Source organism: Mesotoga sp. HF07.pep.5.2.highcov (genome assembly GCF_003666285.1).
GTDB lineage: Bacteria > Thermotogota > Thermotogae > Petrotogales > Kosmotogaceae > Mesotoga > Mesotoga prima.
The window spans coordinates 94,754-112,123 of sequence record NZ_JFHJ01000140.1 but is presented as its reverse complement, the minus strand read 5'-3'; the positions used below and the strand labels follow the sequence as shown (position 1 = coordinate 112,123).

Annotated in this window: 15 protein-coding genes; 6 read left to right on the top strand and 9 right to left on the bottom strand. The window is 44.0% G+C overall.

Annotated elements, in window-relative coordinates:
* Positions 1-15: 15 nt before the first annotated feature.
* Together BG32_RS16095 and BG32_RS02660 are read right to left on the bottom strand one after the other, a co-directional pair.
* Positions 16-369, bottom strand: a complete 354-nt coding sequence (locus BG32_RS16095; RefSeq protein WP_259459457.1) for a hypothetical protein — start codon at positions 367-369, stop codon at positions 16-18.
* Positions 369-1,799: a TldD/PmbA family protein gene (locus tag BG32_RS02660; RefSeq protein ID WP_099771289.1), complete on the bottom strand. Its 1,431-nt coding sequence runs from the start codon at positions 1,797-1,799 to the stop codon at positions 369-371. Before BG32_RS02660 ends, BG32_RS16095 begins: the two co-directional genes overlap by 1 nt.
* 259 nt (positions 1,800-2,058) lie before the next feature.
* Between BG32_RS02660 and BG32_RS02655 the strand changes: the two genes are divergently transcribed.
* The 3 genes from BG32_RS02655 (at position 2,059) to BG32_RS02645 (ending at position 5,395) form a co-directional block, all read left to right on the top strand.
* Entirely contained in the window at positions 2,059-2,808 is a 750-nt protein-coding gene (locus BG32_RS02655) for an ABC transporter ATP-binding protein (RefSeq protein WP_099771288.1), read from the top strand.
* Positions 2,801-3,988 carry an ABC transporter permease gene (locus BG32_RS02650; protein WP_099771287.1) on the top strand — a complete coding sequence of 396 codons (1,188 nt, stop codon included), beginning with the start codon at positions 2,801-2,803 and terminating at the stop codon, positions 3,986-3,988. The genes BG32_RS02655 and BG32_RS02650 overlap by 8 nt, the downstream gene beginning before the upstream one ends.
* Before the next feature lie 126 nt (positions 3,989-4,114).
* Entirely contained in the window at positions 4,115-5,395 is a 1,281-nt protein-coding gene (locus BG32_RS02645; RefSeq protein WP_099771286.1) for a DUF3887 domain-containing protein, read from the top strand.
* A gap of 61 nt (positions 5,396-5,456) precedes the next feature.
* Here BG32_RS02645 and BG32_RS02640 read toward each other — a convergent pair whose 3' ends face one another.
* From BG32_RS02640 to BG32_RS02610, 7 genes are all read right to left on the bottom strand, one after another.
* Positions 5,457-6,452 carry an ABC transporter ATP-binding protein gene (locus BG32_RS02640; RefSeq protein ID WP_099771285.1) on the bottom strand — a complete coding sequence of 332 codons (996 nt, stop codon included), beginning with the start codon at positions 6,450-6,452 and terminating at the stop codon, positions 5,457-5,459.
* Positions 6,449-7,435 (bottom strand): ABC transporter ATP-binding protein, encoded by a 987-nt coding sequence (locus BG32_RS02635; protein WP_099771284.1) that lies wholly within the window; start codon positions 7,433-7,435, stop codon positions 6,449-6,451. The genes BG32_RS02640 and BG32_RS02635 overlap by 4 nt, the downstream gene beginning before the upstream one ends.
* A 5-nt stretch (positions 7,436-7,440) precedes the next feature.
* The gene (locus BG32_RS02630) at positions 7,441-8,373 is read right to left on the bottom strand and encodes an ABC transporter permease (protein WP_014731537.1); all 933 of its coding nucleotides are present in this window, start codon (positions 8,371-8,373) and stop codon (positions 7,441-7,443) included.
* Positions 8,374-8,375: 2 nt separating this feature from the next.
* Complete coding sequence (locus BG32_RS02625; RefSeq protein ID WP_041928219.1) at positions 8,376-9,362, bottom strand: ABC transporter permease; 987 nt, start codon at positions 9,360-9,362, stop codon at positions 8,376-8,378.
* A gap of 5 nt (positions 9,363-9,367) precedes the next feature.
* Positions 9,368-10,735: a M14 family zinc carboxypeptidase gene (locus BG32_RS02620; protein WP_099771283.1), complete on the bottom strand. Its 1,368-nt coding sequence runs from the start codon at positions 10,733-10,735 to the stop codon at positions 9,368-9,370.
* A 65-nt stretch (positions 10,736-10,800) separates the two neighbouring features.
* Positions 10,801-12,888, bottom strand: coding sequence for a peptide ABC transporter substrate-binding protein (locus tag BG32_RS02615; RefSeq protein WP_099771282.1), 2,088 nt, complete (start codon positions 12,886-12,888; stop codon positions 10,801-10,803).
* A 135-nt stretch (positions 12,889-13,023) separates the two neighbouring features.
* On the bottom strand, positions 13,024-13,875 hold the full coding sequence (locus tag BG32_RS02610) for an aminotransferase class IV (RefSeq protein WP_099771281.1): 852 nt from the start codon (positions 13,873-13,875) through the stop codon (positions 13,024-13,026).
* Positions 13,876-14,010: 135 nt separating this feature from the next.
* Between BG32_RS02610 and BG32_RS02605 the strand changes: the two genes are divergently transcribed.
* The 3 genes from BG32_RS02605 to BG32_RS02600 all read left to right on the top strand — a co-directional run bounded on the left by BG32_RS02605 (position 14,011) and on the right by BG32_RS02600 (position 16,974).
* Complete coding sequence (locus BG32_RS02605; RefSeq protein ID WP_014731532.1) at positions 14,011-14,472, top strand: hypothetical protein; 462 nt, start codon at positions 14,011-14,013, stop codon at positions 14,470-14,472.
* A 52-nt stretch (positions 14,473-14,524) separates the two neighbouring features.
* On the top strand, positions 14,525-14,656 hold the full coding sequence (locus BG32_RS16090; RefSeq protein WP_259459456.1) for a hypothetical protein: 132 nt from the start codon (positions 14,525-14,527) through the stop codon (positions 14,654-14,656).
* A gap of 161 nt (positions 14,657-14,817) precedes the next feature.
* Positions 14,818-16,974, top strand: coding sequence for a hypothetical protein (locus BG32_RS02600; RefSeq protein ID WP_259459455.1), 2,157 nt, complete (start codon positions 14,818-14,820; stop codon positions 16,972-16,974).
* Positions 16,975-17,370 lie beyond the last annotated feature (396 nt).

The following is a 17,370-nucleotide window of genomic DNA, read 5'->3' as shown; positions in this document are numbered from 1 at the left end:
CAACTGCCTCGCTTGCTAGTTCGGATAACTCATACTCCTCTGAACAAAATTTTCTCGAAAGGCTGGAGCTAATGGATACCAGGAATTCTTGACAAACCCGGCAGCGAAGAATGCCTCTTCAATTGCTTTACTGATTTCAGCATCTTCCATCCCCGGGCTAATGTAGAATACAGAACTACCCCTGTATTTCTCGTTCTTATCTTCGAAATCCTTATACAGGGTAACCTCGTACTTACTTACCTTCTTGGATCTTCCGAGGTCAACCTTGTCCTTAACAAAAAAGTATTCCTCACTTTCGACGTTTTCTTCCTTGATCTTCCATCCACTTATCGCAACCGACTTAAGCTGTCTAGAAATCTTATCTATCATTATCCCAACCTCGCTTTCGCTTTTATGTATGGACCACCAGCAGAGACTTTAACGAACTCTTTGTGTCCCTTGCCACAGGCTCCGGTGCCAGAAAGTCTGAAATCCTTTGACACCATTGAAATCGACTTAAGCAGAGTTGGAACATATCCCGTCATCATAACCGGTGATACGATTCTTCCTGTCAGCTTTCCCTTTACGATTTCTCTACCATAAGCTATGACACATTGGATACCCCAGTTCTTGGGATCTTCCATTCCACTATAATAATCTTCGAGAAGAAATCCATAATCTATCGAAGTTATCATTTCCACCAGATCATCCTTCCCTGGCGAGAAGTAAGTATTGGTCATTCGAGCATACGCCTTCCTCTCAAAGGACTGCCTCTTTCCGTTTCCCGTTGGCTCAGTTCCAAGAATGGATGCTGAGATCACATCAGATATTCCCGTTAAAAGAATCCCCCTATCAATTATCACAGTATCTTTTGCTTCGCATCCCTCATCGTCAAAAGCGTAGGAAGACACTTCTCTTACACCAGCCGCGCCATCATGCATAGTAACTAACTCAGACGCAACCTGTTTCCCCAAATACTCGACAGCCTTTGCGCGTTCCTTCACAAACATATCCATTTCCACTCCATGGCCAAAAGCTTCGTGAGCAATGAGTCCAGCTACGTCGGGGGAGCATATAACGTCGTAAGTACCGGGATTTATTCGTTCCGCAGAGAGCAGCATTCTTGCGTTTTCTACAACTTTCTCCACATACTCATCCATTTCATCTAGAATCTCTGCTCCCTTGAGACCTGAAAATCCCTTCATGCTGTACTTTGTCATCTTTCCCCTTCTCGTAACAACATACAAGTATCCCTGCGACCATATGTAAGATTGAAAGAGGTCTTTCTTACTTGATATGAAGAGCTTGCTCACCTGTACGTTCTCCATTAAAGTCATTACGTTTATTACTTCCACAGATAATGAATGAGCCTTACCTTTTAGGTTGGATAATCTGCCCAAGATCTCTTCGGCCGACAGCATACCCGGCAGGATCTTAACTTCGTCGTTGAAACTGAGTTTCCATTCCTTCTCCTCTGGAATCGGTGTCTTTGCCGCCTCAAGATTGTTCTTAACCATGGCCTTTCTGAAAACGGCGACTCTCTTCTTCACAAGCTCAACAATTCCATTAAGAGATTCACTATCTATTTCATTGAAAGAAAATTCAAAATAGCCTGTTCCATCATGAACTCTCAGAACAAAGCCCCTTTCTGACCATCTGGAATCGTTGACGCTTATCCCAGTAGTAGTTACCTGGAATAACTTTCCCTTCACATCGGTACCCAGAATAGAAACGTAGGGGAAATCATTCTCCAAAATTGAAACAAGATTCCGCAACAAGTCACGTCTATCGTCTAGATACTTTGAACTGGCTACCTTCATTTAGAACCTCCCATTATCAAAGGGTTATTTTTCATACTAAGAACTACTGTAGCATCGCATGGAAGCAAATCGATACCCTTGACTTCCAATATTATACTATAATTCATCTTAAAATGAAATAAATGAATCTAACACTCAATATAATTGATAATTATTTCTTCAATTATGAAATAATTTTTCTGATATCTTCACTACTAAACTCTAATGTAACATACCAGTGTTATTCTTCATTAAGAAAGATAGCTGGAGGTTAGGATAAATGGTAAAGGTTGAGAGAGTCACGAAGACCTTCGAGAATCGAAGGAAAAAAGTAACCGCTGTAGATTCACTCAGTTTTGTCGCAGAACCAGGTAGCATATACGGACTACTGGGTCCCAATGGAGCGGGAAAGACCACAACACTAAGAATCATTTCCACTCTCCTTAAGCCCGATAGCGGAAGAGCAACCGTTATGGGGTTTGATTCTGTAGATGCCCCCACAGAAGTGAGGAGGAGAATTGGATTCCTGACGAGCGACATGAAGCTATCGGGTAATCTCACCCCAAGAGAGCTTCTTCGATTCTATGGAGAACTAAGCCATATGCGAGAATCTGATATTTCTGAGCGGACGAAATTTCTTTCTGACTATCTGAACATGAATGATTTTCTCGACAAAAGAATCGGGAAGCTATCATCGGGAATGAAGCAAAAGGCTGCTATTGCAGTCAGCCTGATCCATGATCCCGAGGTAATCGTGTTTGATGAGCCGACCAATGGTCTAGATATTATTACAGCAAGAACCGTGACCGAATTTCTAAAGGACTATCGCAAGAAGGGAAAGACAATAATTATCTCCACACATATCATGTCCGTGGCCGAGAAGCTTTGCAACAAGGTGGGAATAATCTTCAAAGGCAAGCTGGTCGCCGATGACACTCTTGGGGGACTTTACAGAAGATTCGATGAGTCCAGTCTGGAGGATGTCTTCTTCAAGATCGCCGATTTGGAAGGGGTGACTGAGAGTGTTTAGAGACGCCCTAATAATCTTCCGCAAAGAATTAAAGAATGTGTTCAAAGATCCTAGAACAATATTCGCGGTACTAATACTGCCGATGTTGATTATGCCTATAATCTTCCTGGTTATGAACGCCGTATCTCAATCACAGGCAAAAACTTATGAAAACGCCGTTTACAGTCTGAAGGTGACCAACCTGCCCGACGAAAGATTCTTGAAGATTCTCGAAGGAATGATCTCCTTCGAGCTCGTAGATGAACTAAACGAAGAGACGGTAAAGGACTTCGAAAACTCGATAGTGGTTGAGTTTCCTCCAAATTCAGCTGAGAGAATTGAAAACGGAGAAAGAATTGATGCCCTCGTCTTTTACAACTCTACTTCGAGAGGATCGGCGTATGGAGCACAAATGGTTCAGAACGCTCTGGCTTCTTATTCTTCGTTTCTCTTATCGGAGAAGCTCTTGGAACACGGTTTAACCATCGAAGACCTCAACCCTGTTAATGTAGAGAAAATGGATGTTGCTCCCGAGGAATCTCAGGGAACGGAAATGCTCGCGACACTGATCCCATATTTTCTACTTATCTATATCTTTGCCGGAGCAATGAACATTGGGCTAGATACAACCGCTGGCGAAAAGGAAAGAGGAAGCATGCCTGTGCTCTTGGTGAATCAGGTTTCTAGATCATCGATCGCAACGGGCAAGATTCTCTACGTAATGACCATAGCGATTCTGAACAGCATTTTCACTTTCATAGGATTGATAATTGCCTTCAAATTAGGAGGCCCGGCATTTGGGGCAGAGAATCTAAATTTATCATCTCTTTCGGCCTCGACTCTTGTGGGTCTTTTCATTACACTGCTTACCATGTCGGGAGTTGCCGCCGCTCTGATCGTTCTTCTGGGTTCCATTGCAAGAAACGTAAAGGAAGGAAGCGGATACGTGATGCCGATATATATCATGGCTATTGTCCTCGGAATAGCAACGATGCAGATGGAATCGCCAGATAATCCGCTGCTTTATCTTATCCCTCTGGTAAATTCAATCTTCGTAATGAAGGATATTATCACCGTCAATTTCGTAATTGCTAGATTTCTGCTTATGCTAATCAGTAATCTGGCATACGTTTCGATTTTCATTTACTTTCTTACAAGGGTTTTCAACAGTGAAAGGATAATGGATAGTTCCGGATCATGAAAGGTTCAAGATAAACTCGAGTGTAATGCCATTGTAGAGCCGAGGCTCTCCAACTCTTTCTCCATTCAAGGCAAAGTGAGTTATCATTGAGATAGAACGTTAATAATTGTAATGGGAGAAATCCGGTTGAAGAGAATCTTTTCGATTGGCGCTTTTATATTTCTGATTATTGCTACGCTTTTTGGATCTGAGGTACTTGCTGACAGGTACCTTCAGCTTTTATTGCGAGGCAATTACCATCTCGCTTACGAGATGCAAAGCGTTAGAGCCAGAGCTCTCTATACCGTCGATAACATGGTGCAGGAGTTTCAGCAGTTAGAAGAGGAGTATGGCAATTATCTGTTCATCTTCTCCACCGAAACAAGTGTATTGAGAGGCTACACGGTATATATCTTCCACGCTCAGTTTGAGAGAGGATTCATTGACTTCAACGTGGTGGTAGATGATCAGGGCAAAATCGATACATTTGTGGTCCAACCGACGTCACAGCCGGGTGCAATAGCTGAATATATAGATACTAGCAAGTTCGATGAATTTGAGATCACTATAGGTGAGGGAAGATACCGTCTCCCAGCAGTAATAACGGTCCCCAAGGAGATAGACAGGTACCCGCTTGTCATTCTGATTCACGATTCCGGAGCTCTTGACAGAGATTCGACAATAGGTCCCAACAAACCCTTCAGACAGATTGCATGGGGCCTTGCGACCCAGGGCGTGGCCGTTCTTCGTTATGACAAGAGAACATTCGTGTTCGGAGAGCGCTTATCCCAGACTTCTCCAAGTATCGAGACGGAAGTAATAGAAGATGTAATCAAGGCTATAACTGCCGCTTCAAGAATTCCTTCGGTTTCTTCGATCTTTCTTGCCGGTCACGGACTTGGAGGAAGAGTTGCCCCCACCATAGCAATGAGAGATTCAAGAGTCGATGGAATAATTCTGATGGCTACTCCCTCTAGAAGAGAGCTCCAGGTAATAATTGACAAACAGAAGTACATTTCCTCGCTCAACAAGGGGGAGATTGGACAACAGACTCAGCTCCTAACAGATTATCTGCAGATCGCTTTGGAAGGGAAGCTACCTCCAGGAGCTCCCGTGCTTGCAGCGACAGCCGGTTACTATTATGAACTCGACAGGATGAGCCCAATAGAAACAATAAGGGAGCTGGAAATACCTGTGTTGATAGTGCAGGGTGACGCCGACTTTGAGTCGACCGTCCAGGATTACATAATGTTCATGAACGCACTCTGGACAAAAATCAATGTCTATTTCCAGTTGTTGCCCGGCCTCGATCATTACTTCATGCCTGTAGAGGGTGAGATATCAACGCCTGACAACTACTATGAGTTCCGACATGTCGATGGTCGTCTCATAGATACCCTATTTTCATGGATCTATATTTTCGATTGAGAGATTTGCTCACAGCGGTTCGCAATTCAAGACGGGTCGAGAACTTCTTCAGAACAATCTATTAATCATAAAGAAAGCACGAAACAAAGTGACCGTCACTCACTTCCTTCAATGAAGGGCTTTCTTTCCAGCATCTATCGAATGCCCTTGGGCATCTCTTAACGAATCTGCACGTTTCTGGTGGATCGACAGGTGAGGGAATATCCCCTTTCACTATCTCTCTATTTCTGGCACTTCTTAAGTGGGGATTCGGGATAGGAATCGAGGATAACAATCCCCTAGTGTAAGGGTGCAGAGGATCGTTAAAAAGGCAATCGGTTTCGGCCGTTTCAACAATCTTTCCAAGATACATCACAGAAATCCTGTCACAGATGTGTTTTACGACTGCCAGATCGTGAGCAATGAAGAGATATGTGAGGCCAAAATCATGTTTCAGATCCTCGAGAAGATTTATCACCTGAGCCTGAACTGAGACATCGAGAGCCGAAACCGGCTCATCACAAATGACCAGACTCGGGTTAAGAATTATTGACCTTGCTATTCCAATTCTCTGTCTCTGACCACCAGAGAACTCGTGAGGATAGCGGAACATGTACTCCGGTCTAAGACCGACCTTTTCAAGTATCTCGGCTATCATTGCCTTGCGCTCTTCTTTGCTCCTACCAACTGAATGGACTCTCAAACCTTCTGCAATTATATCGAATACAGTCATGCGTGGATTCAGAGAAGCGTACGGATCCTGGAACACCATCTGTATCTCTCTTCTGAATGGCCTCATTTTGGATTCAGAGAGGGAAAAGATATCAATGCCACCTTCGGGGGAGCCTTCTCCTCTATAGAGAAACTCACCTCCAGTAGGCTGGTAAATCTTTATCAAAGTCCTTCCTATCGTTGTCTTACCGCAACCCGATTCTCCAACCAATCCAAGAGTCTCTCCCTTTACTATTTCTAGGTCAACACCATCCACGGCCTTCAAATGGGACTTCACTTTAAACCCACTCTTCACGGGAAACCATTTTCTGAGATCCCTAATCTCTACCATCGGAAAGGCTTTCATAATACATCACGCCCTTCGAAAAGCCAACATCGAACGGAGTGCTGTCTCTCAATCTGAACTACTGGCGGCTGCTGTAAGCACTTTTCGAACGCTATAGGACATCGGGGCCTGAATCTGCATCCTTCCGGAAAATTCGATGGATGTGGTACGTAACCGTTTATTACATTGAGCTTCTTTTGATCCTTTTTTGCAACATCTATCTTAGGTATAGAACTTATGAGACCTTTTGTGTAGGGATGAACTGGTTTGTCAAAGATATCGAATACTCCTCCGCTTTCAACAATCTGGCCGGCGTACATCACAACAACCCTGTCGCACATTTCAGCGATTACGCCCAAGTCGTGAGTAATTATTATAGTTGCGGTGTCAAACTTGCTTTTCAATTCGTTCATAAGTTCAAGCACCTGGGCCTGTATCGTGACATCCAGTGCAGTAGTCGGCTCGTCAGCTATCAGTAGCTCAGGACTGCAAGCAAGAGCCATGGCAATCATTACCCTCTGCCTCATCCCCCCGGATAATTGATGAGGAAACTCCTTCACTCTCTTCTGGGGTTCCGGAATTCCTACAAGTCGCAGCATTTCAATGCTTCTCTTCATCGCATCATCTTCATCAAGACCTTCGTGCAGTCTGTACACTTCCGAGATTTGCCATCCAATTGTATAAAGAGGATTCAAAGAAGTCATGGGCTCTTGAAATACCATGGATATTGACTTTCCCCTGATTTTCTGTAGCTCTTGTTTACTCAGCGTAGAAATGTCCCTTCCCCTGAAAGAGATCTTAGTTTTGTAGCCCAGGAATGCGTTTTTGGGAAGTAGTCTAATAATTGAAAAGGCTGTGATCGTCTTCCCACACCCGGACTCTCCCACGATTCCTAGAGTTTCGCCTTTTGACAATCCAAAAGAAACGCCATCGACCGGTGTTATTTTTCCGAGCTGTGTCCTGAAAGAGATTTTCAGGTCATCAACTTCTAGTATTCTCTCCATGAACTTCAACTCTCACTCACAAATTTGGGATCTAAAGCGTCTCTAAGCCCATCTCCCAGGAAGTTTACGTTCAACACGGTTATGAAAATAAAGAACCCTGGAAAGACGGTAAGCCACCAGGGATTAGTACCAGCAGTGGTTCCCAATATGTAATTCATTGCCCTCTGAAGCATATTTCCCCATGAAGGCATCGGAGGTTGAATGCCAAGTCCCAGGTAACTCAGCGATGATTCGGCAAGAATTGCGTAAGACATGTTCAAGGTGGCAGAGACAATAACTATCGGTATAACGTTGGGCAGAACATGCCTCAATATGATTCTTCCATTTCTCACACCCATAGCCCTTGCTGACATTACGTACTCAGTCTCTCTTATCGAAAGAACCAGTCCTCTAACCAATCTTGAAACTCCCATCCAGCCAAACACAGTAAGTACAAGAATGATATTCATAATTCCCGAACCAAAAACAAGAGTAAGGGTTATCAAAATTGGGAACATCGGTATAGAAAGCATTACGTCTACGAATCTCATCAACAACCTATCAACGATTCCACCGTAAAAACCCGAAAACAATCCCACGAGCGTTCCTATTAGAGTCGTAATGACTGCTGAAGCAAAACCCACAAATAACGATATCCTTCCGCCGTACATAACTCTCACGAGTACATCATGTCCAAGTTCATCGGTACCAAAGGGATGACCCTCAGTCAACGGTGGAGAAAAGAGATTTGAAAAATCCATATCTTCGTACCCTACCTCAACGAAGAGGGGGCCAAGCAGAGTGAAAAACGCTACACCAATCAACACCACGGCACCAAAAAGGGCAAGTTTGTGGCTCTTGAATTTCGTCCACACGAGTTGTTTGTAGCTGTTTATGTGAACAGGTCGCGCTTTCTCCTCTATCTCATCCAGTTTTCTCTTGTAAAAAAACTTTGCCATAACTAAGCTCCCTTTCTTCCCATTCTGATTCTGGGATCGACCATCACGTACAGGAAGTCGGCAACAAGATTCGAAATCAACGTTATTATTGCCAGAAACATTAGACAGCTGATCGCAAGATTATAGTCGCTGGAAATAACTGCATTGTACATAAGCCTTCCCATTCCGGGCCATGAAAAGACAGTTTCAATGATCAACGCTCCACCGAAGAAATACGGAATATCAAGTGCAATTATAGTGATTATCGGTATCATCGCATTTTTCAGCGCATGTTTAATGATTACTTTTCTGTCGGGCACTCCCTTAGCGTAAGCAGTTCTTACATAGTCTTGATCGAGAACTTCGAGCAGCGACGTCCTGATGTATCTTACCCATGATGCCACCTGAACCAATCCCAATACAAAGGCAGGCAGCACAAGGTGTCTCACTCTGTCTGCAAAGATATTCCAAAAACCGGTTATTCCATAGGTTGCCATACCCGAAACGGGGAACCAGCCTAAATTAACACTGAAGATAATGATTGCGATCAAAGCAAACCAGAAGCCCGGCAATGAAATGCCGATAAAAGCAAATATGGTGGTTGCGTAGTCGAAGGTCGAATACTTTTTAACGGCTGAAATAATGCCTATTGGAAGTGCAAATACAAGCCCGATTAGCCAGGCAGTGATCGTGAGCACTAGCGTGTTGGGCAAACGTGAAGCAATCAGATCTATTACAGGAGACTTGTACATACTTGAATAACCCAGGTCACCGGTTAGAACACTCTTCAACCAGGTAAAGTACTTAACCGGAAGAGGGTCATCAAGATGATAGTACTCTCTGAGTTCCTTCATTCTTTCGGGGTCATTGGTCATTGCACGAGGGTTTTGCATTCTCATTTGCAGTAGTGGGTCACCTGGCATTGAGTTCATTATGACGAATATTATTATTGAGATTGCGAAGAAAATCGGGATAAGTTCAAGAAACCTCTTTAGAAAATACACCTTCACGACTTCTAGCTTTCCCTTCTCTGAATATAGTCGGCGACGTTCAAACCTGCAATCAACTGAACACTGACAAGGCTCTTTATGGGGACTGCAGTGTAGTTCAGATTGTTTTCAAGATACTCCATTTTTCTCTCAAATGCCTCATCTGCCATCTTGGAGATCGCCGCTAGCTCCTTAGATCCATTGTCGTTTTCTCTTAATAGCCTTCTTAGCATCCCGAGCATCAATGATTGATAGAACTGGCTGACTATCTTATTATCAAAGACCTCTGCCACACTTGCCTTTCTCTCCAGAGACGGATCGTTTTCAATCCAGTTCTTCTGCGCCTGCATTTGATCGGGATAGGTTTCAAGAACATTCTTGAAGACCCTGTAGAACGGGGAATTTCTGTCAATAACATATGGTTCAACTGCTTTCATCACTTCGCTGACGAACTCAAAATTCTCAACGGACCTTTGATAATTGAATCTCTGCGCTTCCTTCCTCGTAATATCGGCTTCAGACATGTCTTCTACCCTTGAATCATAGTAATATGGCATCTCACAAACTAAGGAAAACGTATCGGCTACGGATGAAGCAAAATCATCAGAACTAGTCCCGGCCTTGATGACCTCTGCCGGGTCCTTGTCGGGACCAAGATTCTTCTTCAGATAATCGTACTCTTGAGCCATTCCGAAAAGCTTGAAAACGGCTGGTTCAAGCTGCTCCAAAAAAGGTGCTTCGGGCTCTCCAAGAGAAAGCGGTAAATCAAACAAACCGGGAAGTTTCCTGAAAGTCTCGTAGAGTTCTGGAACTGCGTCACTCACATAATAATAGACGCCTCCAAAACCAGAATTGTGAAGAGAATACATGAACTCGGGTTTCTTCTCCTCGATAAGTTTCATGAGCACTTGCGTCTCTGGTAAAGGCGAGTGAAAGTGAAGCGTTTCATAGTCGACCGGGAAGGTCCATTCAACTTGCTCATGACCGGGCGGTCTGTAGAAGTTGGCTGCGTATTTCCTTATGGATGAAGAATCCTTGAACCAACCTTCATTCAATTTAGTACCGTCAACATCTATTACCTTAATCAAATGCCAGGTGTAGTCAAACTGATCCCGAAAGGTATCGTCGCTGGCAAGTCTTTCACTTAGGAAGTCCAGCATCATTGCGCCAATCGGTTCGTTAGGGTGCGGACAGCCAAAGAGAAGAGCATTCTTCTTTCCGCTGCCAATTTCAAGTACGTAGATTGGATTTTCTCCGCGTGATTTTCCTGCTTCGTAAACTTTGACTTTTCCAGGATATCTCTTTGCCAGCTCTAGAGATCGCCGATCCATCTCCTCAACGGTGAAAAACTCCTTATAATCGGGAACAGAATCGATAAGCTCGATGAACTTCATATCTAAACCTCCGAAATTATGAAAATGAAGATGGGGGAGAAGATCCTCTTCTCCCCCAAAGATTCTTATTGCTCGTCAATGTACCAGTTCTGAATTATCCAGCCCAAACCGTTGTCGTAGCCGGAATTGAAGCTCTTAATGTATTTCTTTGCAAAATGGGGTGTCGGCGCAACAACCAGGGGTAGAACAGGGAGTTCCTCGGTCCAAAGCGCGAAGTGCTTTTCATAGAGTGCCAGCTTCTTTTCCGGATCGAGCTCCCTGGCGGCTGCGTTGACTATTTCATCGTTTTCCGCATTTGCCCAGCCGGTGAAGTTCATTCCTCCCCAATAATTCTCTTCAGAGGGTATCTGATCAGTGGTCCAATAATTCGCCGCTTCGTCGCTGACTCCATACCCCCAGCCTGAGATATGTGCATCAAAATCCCCATAGGGGAATATCTCGGTCCAGATTACCAGCGCTGGCATCACCTCAATTTCTACTTCCATTCCAATTTGCTTCAACATTCCCTGGATCATCTGGGCCATCATCTGGTAATCGCCGCTGCCAGAGGCGAGAGAAAGGCTAAACTTCAGAGGCGTTCCGTCCTTTTCGTATATGCCTTTACTGTTAAGCTTCCAGCCTGCCTCTTCGAGAAGAGCTTTGGCTTTCGCGGGGTTGTACTCGTAGTGCTTAACCTCCGGGCTCTTGAGAGCATCTCTCATCTGGTGCAGATCGGTTATCCAGGTATCTACGACTTCGGCAAGGCCTGCGTAGACTACATTGCTTATCTGTTCTCTATTTAGACCATAGAGAACGGCCTGCCTTACTCTCTTGTCTCCAAAGATCGGATGTGGCTTAGATGTATCCTCTGGATCTCTCAAATTCAGATTCAGGTTATCATAAGCAATGTTTGGTGTGTAGAAAACGTTGAACATATCTGCTCGTTCATTCTCAAGCTGCACTGATTGTTTTAGAGTTAGAGTGTATCTTCCGAAATCGATTTCCCCATTAAGTGTGGATGCGAATACGACATCCATGTCTGGAATAATTCTCATAACCAACTGGTCGATGTTCGGTCTACCCATGTAGTACTCATCAAAAGCTTCCATTATCACATACTGGCCTTCCACGTATTCTTTTAGCTTGTACGGTCCTGTCATAATCGGATTCTTTGTCGCATTTTCCACGAAACTGTCCCAGCTTCCAGAATGCTTCGCTTCCTCGTAACTATCTCTGAAAACGTGTTCGGGGAGTTGGAACCATCCAAAGTAGTAAGCGTAAACAGAAGAACCTAGCTCTGCATTACTCAGAGGTTCTGGAAGAGTGATAGAGTATGTGTAATCGTCGATAACTTCTACTTCCGAAACGGAACTTTCGAAGTAGTTCGTCGTAACAGGAGCACCACTGTTCATTACTTCCCACTGGAATTTCGCATCGTGAGCAGTAACGGGTTCTCCATCATGCCACTTCATACCCTTTCTCAGTTCATAAGTTATGGTGAGAGAACCATCTTCATTTATTACCATTAGACCGTTCTCAAGAGACGGCATTCTCTTTATCATCCTGGGGAAATAGAACCCATCCTTATCTGTGCCGGTGACTCCATCGCCGATGATATTACAGATTGTCCATGTCAAACCCGCAGAAGTAAACAGCGTGTTGAAACCGGGCGCATCTGCAGTAACAGCTGTAGTGGCCGTACCACCCTTCGCGGGTGGATTTATTGCCATATAAATGGATATTGCCGCCTCTTTCCTAGTGATTGGCGAACTGGCCTCGATCACATGGCCGTACCTGAAGTCAAGAAGCTGGCGGTTGCTTCTGTAAGCAACGGTAAGCGCTCCCCAAGCTTCCTCCGGAGCTTCCCACTCATCGAGAGCAGTCGTACAAATCTCGTCAAATGCCTCTGCTTCGGACTGCAGTCCAAGAACTTCAACCATTGCAACTGCAAAATCCGCTCTTGAAACTTCACCCTTCCCCTTAATGATTTCTTCCTTACCAGGGAAGGCCTTTTCAATAGCCGCCTTAAACTCTGTGAAAGTTAGTGGTGACTCGTCAACTGAAGTCAAAATCCCTCTAGATTCAATTACTGGTATCGCTTCTTCTGCGGAAATCTGCGCCAAAGACAGACCCGAGAAAAAAAGAACGAGCATACAGACAAAGAGTTTCTTCATCGCGTGACACCTCCAAGAAAGATGATGTGGAACATGACAGATTTATGCAATTATATACTGGCTTAGCTTACGAAAGGCCAGTAAGCGGAATTTACACCTATTGTTTACTTTAATCGAAAATTCGAACCGAATCGTTCATCTGGCAGAGAAAAAGAGATCCTCATAAGCTCTCATGACCTTAGCAGTATGCTTGCCGCATACTTCGAAGGAGACATCATCTATAGCCCTAACGGGCATAACACGAGAAACTGTGCTGGCAAGGAAGACTTCCTCTGCATTGAAGAACTCTTCCAAGGCGATGCGCTTTTCAACGACCTCATAACCAAGATCCTCGACAAGAGAGATCACCTTCCCTCTTGTGATGCCGGAAAGAATATTGTCAACCTCGGGAGTGTAGAAGACGCCGTCTTTCACAAAGAAGTAATTTGAGCTTCCACCTTCGGTAGCGTACTTTTTTCCGTTTGACTTTCTGAACATCAGAGCTTCATAACCTCCTCTGGCGTACGCAAAATTCTTGGCAAGAACATTTGGTAATAAGTTTATCGTTTTGTGTTCACAGAGTCCGTGGCGCAAGTCGGGATATGTAAGAAGCTTGACTCCATCTCTCCAGCTAGTAGAATCTATCTTTCTTAGAGGAAGTGCAAGCATGAAAAACGTGCTCCTGGTTTCTTTCGGCGGGTATCTGTGATCTCTGTGAGGGTCGGTGCCCCTAGTGAGTTCGATATATAATTCCCCGTCTTCTATACCATTTCTTTTGACTAACTCAACTGCAATCCTCCTTGCCTCTTCAGAAGGGAATCGCATTTCAATATTGAAGAATTCGGCACTTTTTTTCATCCTTGAATAATGATCCTCAAAGAACAGTATTCTCCCTTCCAGTGTTCTAATAACCTCAAAGAGACCGTCTGCAAAAGTCAGTCCGCGGTTCTCCAGCTGAACAAGCCTTTCCTTTTCCTGAACAAATTCACCATCAAGAAATGCCCACATAGAAACCTCCTTGGGTTTTTGAGTCTCTGCAACAATATTATGCATCAAACTGGCTATCGATTTGCGGTAAGACAGCTCATCAGTGTTAGAATATAACGTAACTGTAAGCAGACTTTTCATTTGGAGGGTTTCTTTATGGACAACGTTTTGGCGCTTTTTCCCGGGGGCTCTACAGGACTCTTTGGAAGTAAGGTGTACGATGTTGTTTTAATTCCAGAGGGAATCATGTTGGTGCAGTTGACCAGAGAACTAACGAATGAAGCCATTAAAAAAGCAAAGGATGCCTCTGAAGAGCGGAAGGAAGGGTTCTTTAAGAAGATGGCATCTGTGATGTCGTCAGGCTATTCCCTGCTTGACAGATACAACGAGAAGACAAAAGAGGAGATCTTGAATGAAACACCTGGTAATCTCTTTATTCCAAAAGAATCACTCAGAAAAATCAAGGTCTCCAGCAATACGAATTCTTCTCAGGGAACTTCTTCCGATAGCACAGTAATCAAAATCGTATGGAATGAAGGCAAGATTAAGCTGACTTTCAGAACGGATTTGAATGAAAGAAAGGTTAAACGCGTTTTTGAGGAGACGTTTGGTTTGTAGCTTCATCTTGGGGAATAGTCCTTCATCGATGGTCTGAGGCGGGAGGTATAAAATGAGGAAATCTTTACCATTCTTTGCAATTATCACTCTTATCACGGCCACCTTAATGGCTAATTGTGTTCTTGAATTCCCAAATGCTGACATTTACTATCCCGAGGATATGAGGAAGTTGCCGTTAATGTAGGTAATACATTCGAATCGATAAGATCAAAAGCCATTGAACTAATCGGCAACGATCCTGGCAGGATAAACATTGTTCTAGCCGACTTCGGAGCGAACACAAACGGTCTGGCTCAACCTCACAATCACAAGACTATTCAGATCTTCGTGTGGCCTGCCGATACAATGCTTTCGACTAGAATGAATGGATCGAACCATTACAGGCTGCTTCTTATGCATGAGTTCACACATATTGCTCACCTGACCTACACAACGGGTTTTCCAGCCTTTGTCTCCAGGGTGATTTTTGGAACGGAAATGCTTTCACCTCAGCAGCTTTCACCATTCGTAGAAGGAGTGACGCTTTTTGCAGAATCGTCTAACTTCTTCTCCGAAGGCAGATTGAACAATCCAATGTGGGGAAGGGAAATGACTTATCAGAATTCGAAATCAAACTCTTTTCCCGGTCTTGATTATGCGCTATCCGTATCTGGCAAAGATTACCGAGGAGGGGCGCTTTATTACAATTATTTGGCCACTTTCTATGATTATCTTGTGAAAAGATTTGGAATAGAATCCGTTAAGCAATTTCACAAAGAAGTTTCCGGAAGACTTCCCATTATCGGTCCCATAAACGCCTCAAGGATTGCATTTGGTGAAACTCTCGACAATCTCTATTTAGACTGGAAAGAAGAGACCGAGTTGAGAGCAACAAAGTATGCCACTCTTACGGAAGTCAGGACAATTGAGAACGGGCAGATCTATGATATTGCAAAGACGGCAAATGGTGTAATCTTCTCTTATTCGATTTTTGGGGAAGCTACTTCCTGGAACGGTTCTGTGGAACGCGGGATCGAAGAGTACGTCGATGGGGGCTTTTCCCGAAGGCTTTCCGATTTTGGAGCACTGACTTTGAAATGGCACGAAGGAAACATCTACTTGATGACGTCTGTTACTGAAAGAAACACAACGTCAAGAGAGATATGGTCTCACAAGCTGCCTCTATCTGTTAGACTTCTCGACAAAGGTATGATTACCGCATTTGAAATCTACAATGGAAGACTGATCAAAGCAGTTTATGATGCAAAGACAGAGATTTCAACGATCTTTTTTGATGAAATGCAACTTATCAGAATCCCATGGGTTGTCAAAGATATGCTCATCCTTGAAGATGGAAGTCTGATAATGATGCTATCCAGCAGCGGTATTAATGGAGCCATAGCAACTTTCAAAGAAGGCGAGTTCAGAGTAATTCTCGATGATCCATACCTAAAAGGAAGAGGGATTGACTATTATGAAGGCAAAGTGGTCTTCACTGCTGCCTATGAGGAAGGGTTCATGGATGCCTTCGCAGTAGATTTAGAGTCTTTGCAGATCTCTAGGCTTACTCACGGTGCAAATCTTGAAAAAGCAGTCGTTCTAGACTCCAAAGTCTACGGGTTCGGACACTCTCGTAGAGAAAAGGGTATGTCTGTTTTTGCTTTCGATTTTGAGAGTACCCCATATGTCGTGACAGCAGTCGAGTCTGATGACTTTGAGCCTTTACAAGTAGAGTACACGGTTGGGGACTACCTGAAGAAGTCCTTCCTTCATTTTTTGAATCCCGTCCTAAGAGCGCCGTTTGTATCATATGATGGCGAAAACATTTCCCTAGGATTACTTACCGTTCACCTTTCACATGATTCGAAGCACTCTATGGAGCTGAAGCCTCTATTCACTTTTGGTACCAACAAGCTTTCCTTCCAGGGGGAGTATACCGGGCAGTTCTTGGAAGGAGTAAATGTCTCTCTGAAAGTAAACTTAGGCACTCCCAACGTTCCTGTGGCAACTGCAGAGCTATCTTCTGAACTCTTCCAGATGCCTTTGAACCCCTCCACGAGATTTAGATCATACGCGCACATTGGATTTGACACATCAGGGGGAATGACAACTTCAGTTCCTTTGAGTTTGAAAGGAAATCTCTTCGCGATCTCTCTGGAACCCGGCATAAAACTCTCTGATGGGGAGATCACTCCACTGCTCTCTCTTGATGCCGGTTTTGCCCCGACTTTGGGGACTTCTATCAATCTTGGTGTGGGTTTCTTCGACGATTTTTACTGGTATGCAAACGGCGCTCAGCTTCTGTATCGAATCGACTGGGGATGGAGTCCCATGTTCTTCCTGAAAGAGATTGGGATCGGGGTCGAAGTTAGTGGAACCAATACCAGCCTTGATCACTCTGCGCTGTACATGTTTGTGAACGTAGGTTCTACCCTGGGCTTGGGAGATGTTTTCCCGAAGATAGGAATTCAGCACAGCGACTCTGGTTTTGGGTTCTATTTCGAGTTGGATGCTAAACCTTGATATAAGACCTGGCTTTTTATAACGATCCAGGTGAAAAACTACGAAAGAAAGGGGGAAACCCTTTTCTTTATCTTTCTTCAACGATTCAAAAGCTACATCTGGAGGTTAAGAGGAAGGCTCTCAATTCATCAAAACACTTACAGATAAAAGAGCTTCGGGAGCCGAAAAGAGCTTATTCTTTTCAGGTTCCAATAAGAGAAATCCGTCGAGATCATTTCATGTGATTTTCTCATAATCAATTGGTTTCGATGAAATCTGATTTAGGTCCGTTTTCAGTTATATTTCCGAGTTTTCTCCTAGTTTTGACCACGGCGGAAGGGCGTTCACTCGAGAAAACTCGGTAGCTGCCCTTTAGTTAACTTTGCTTAAGAGATGACGAATGTATAAGGTATAATG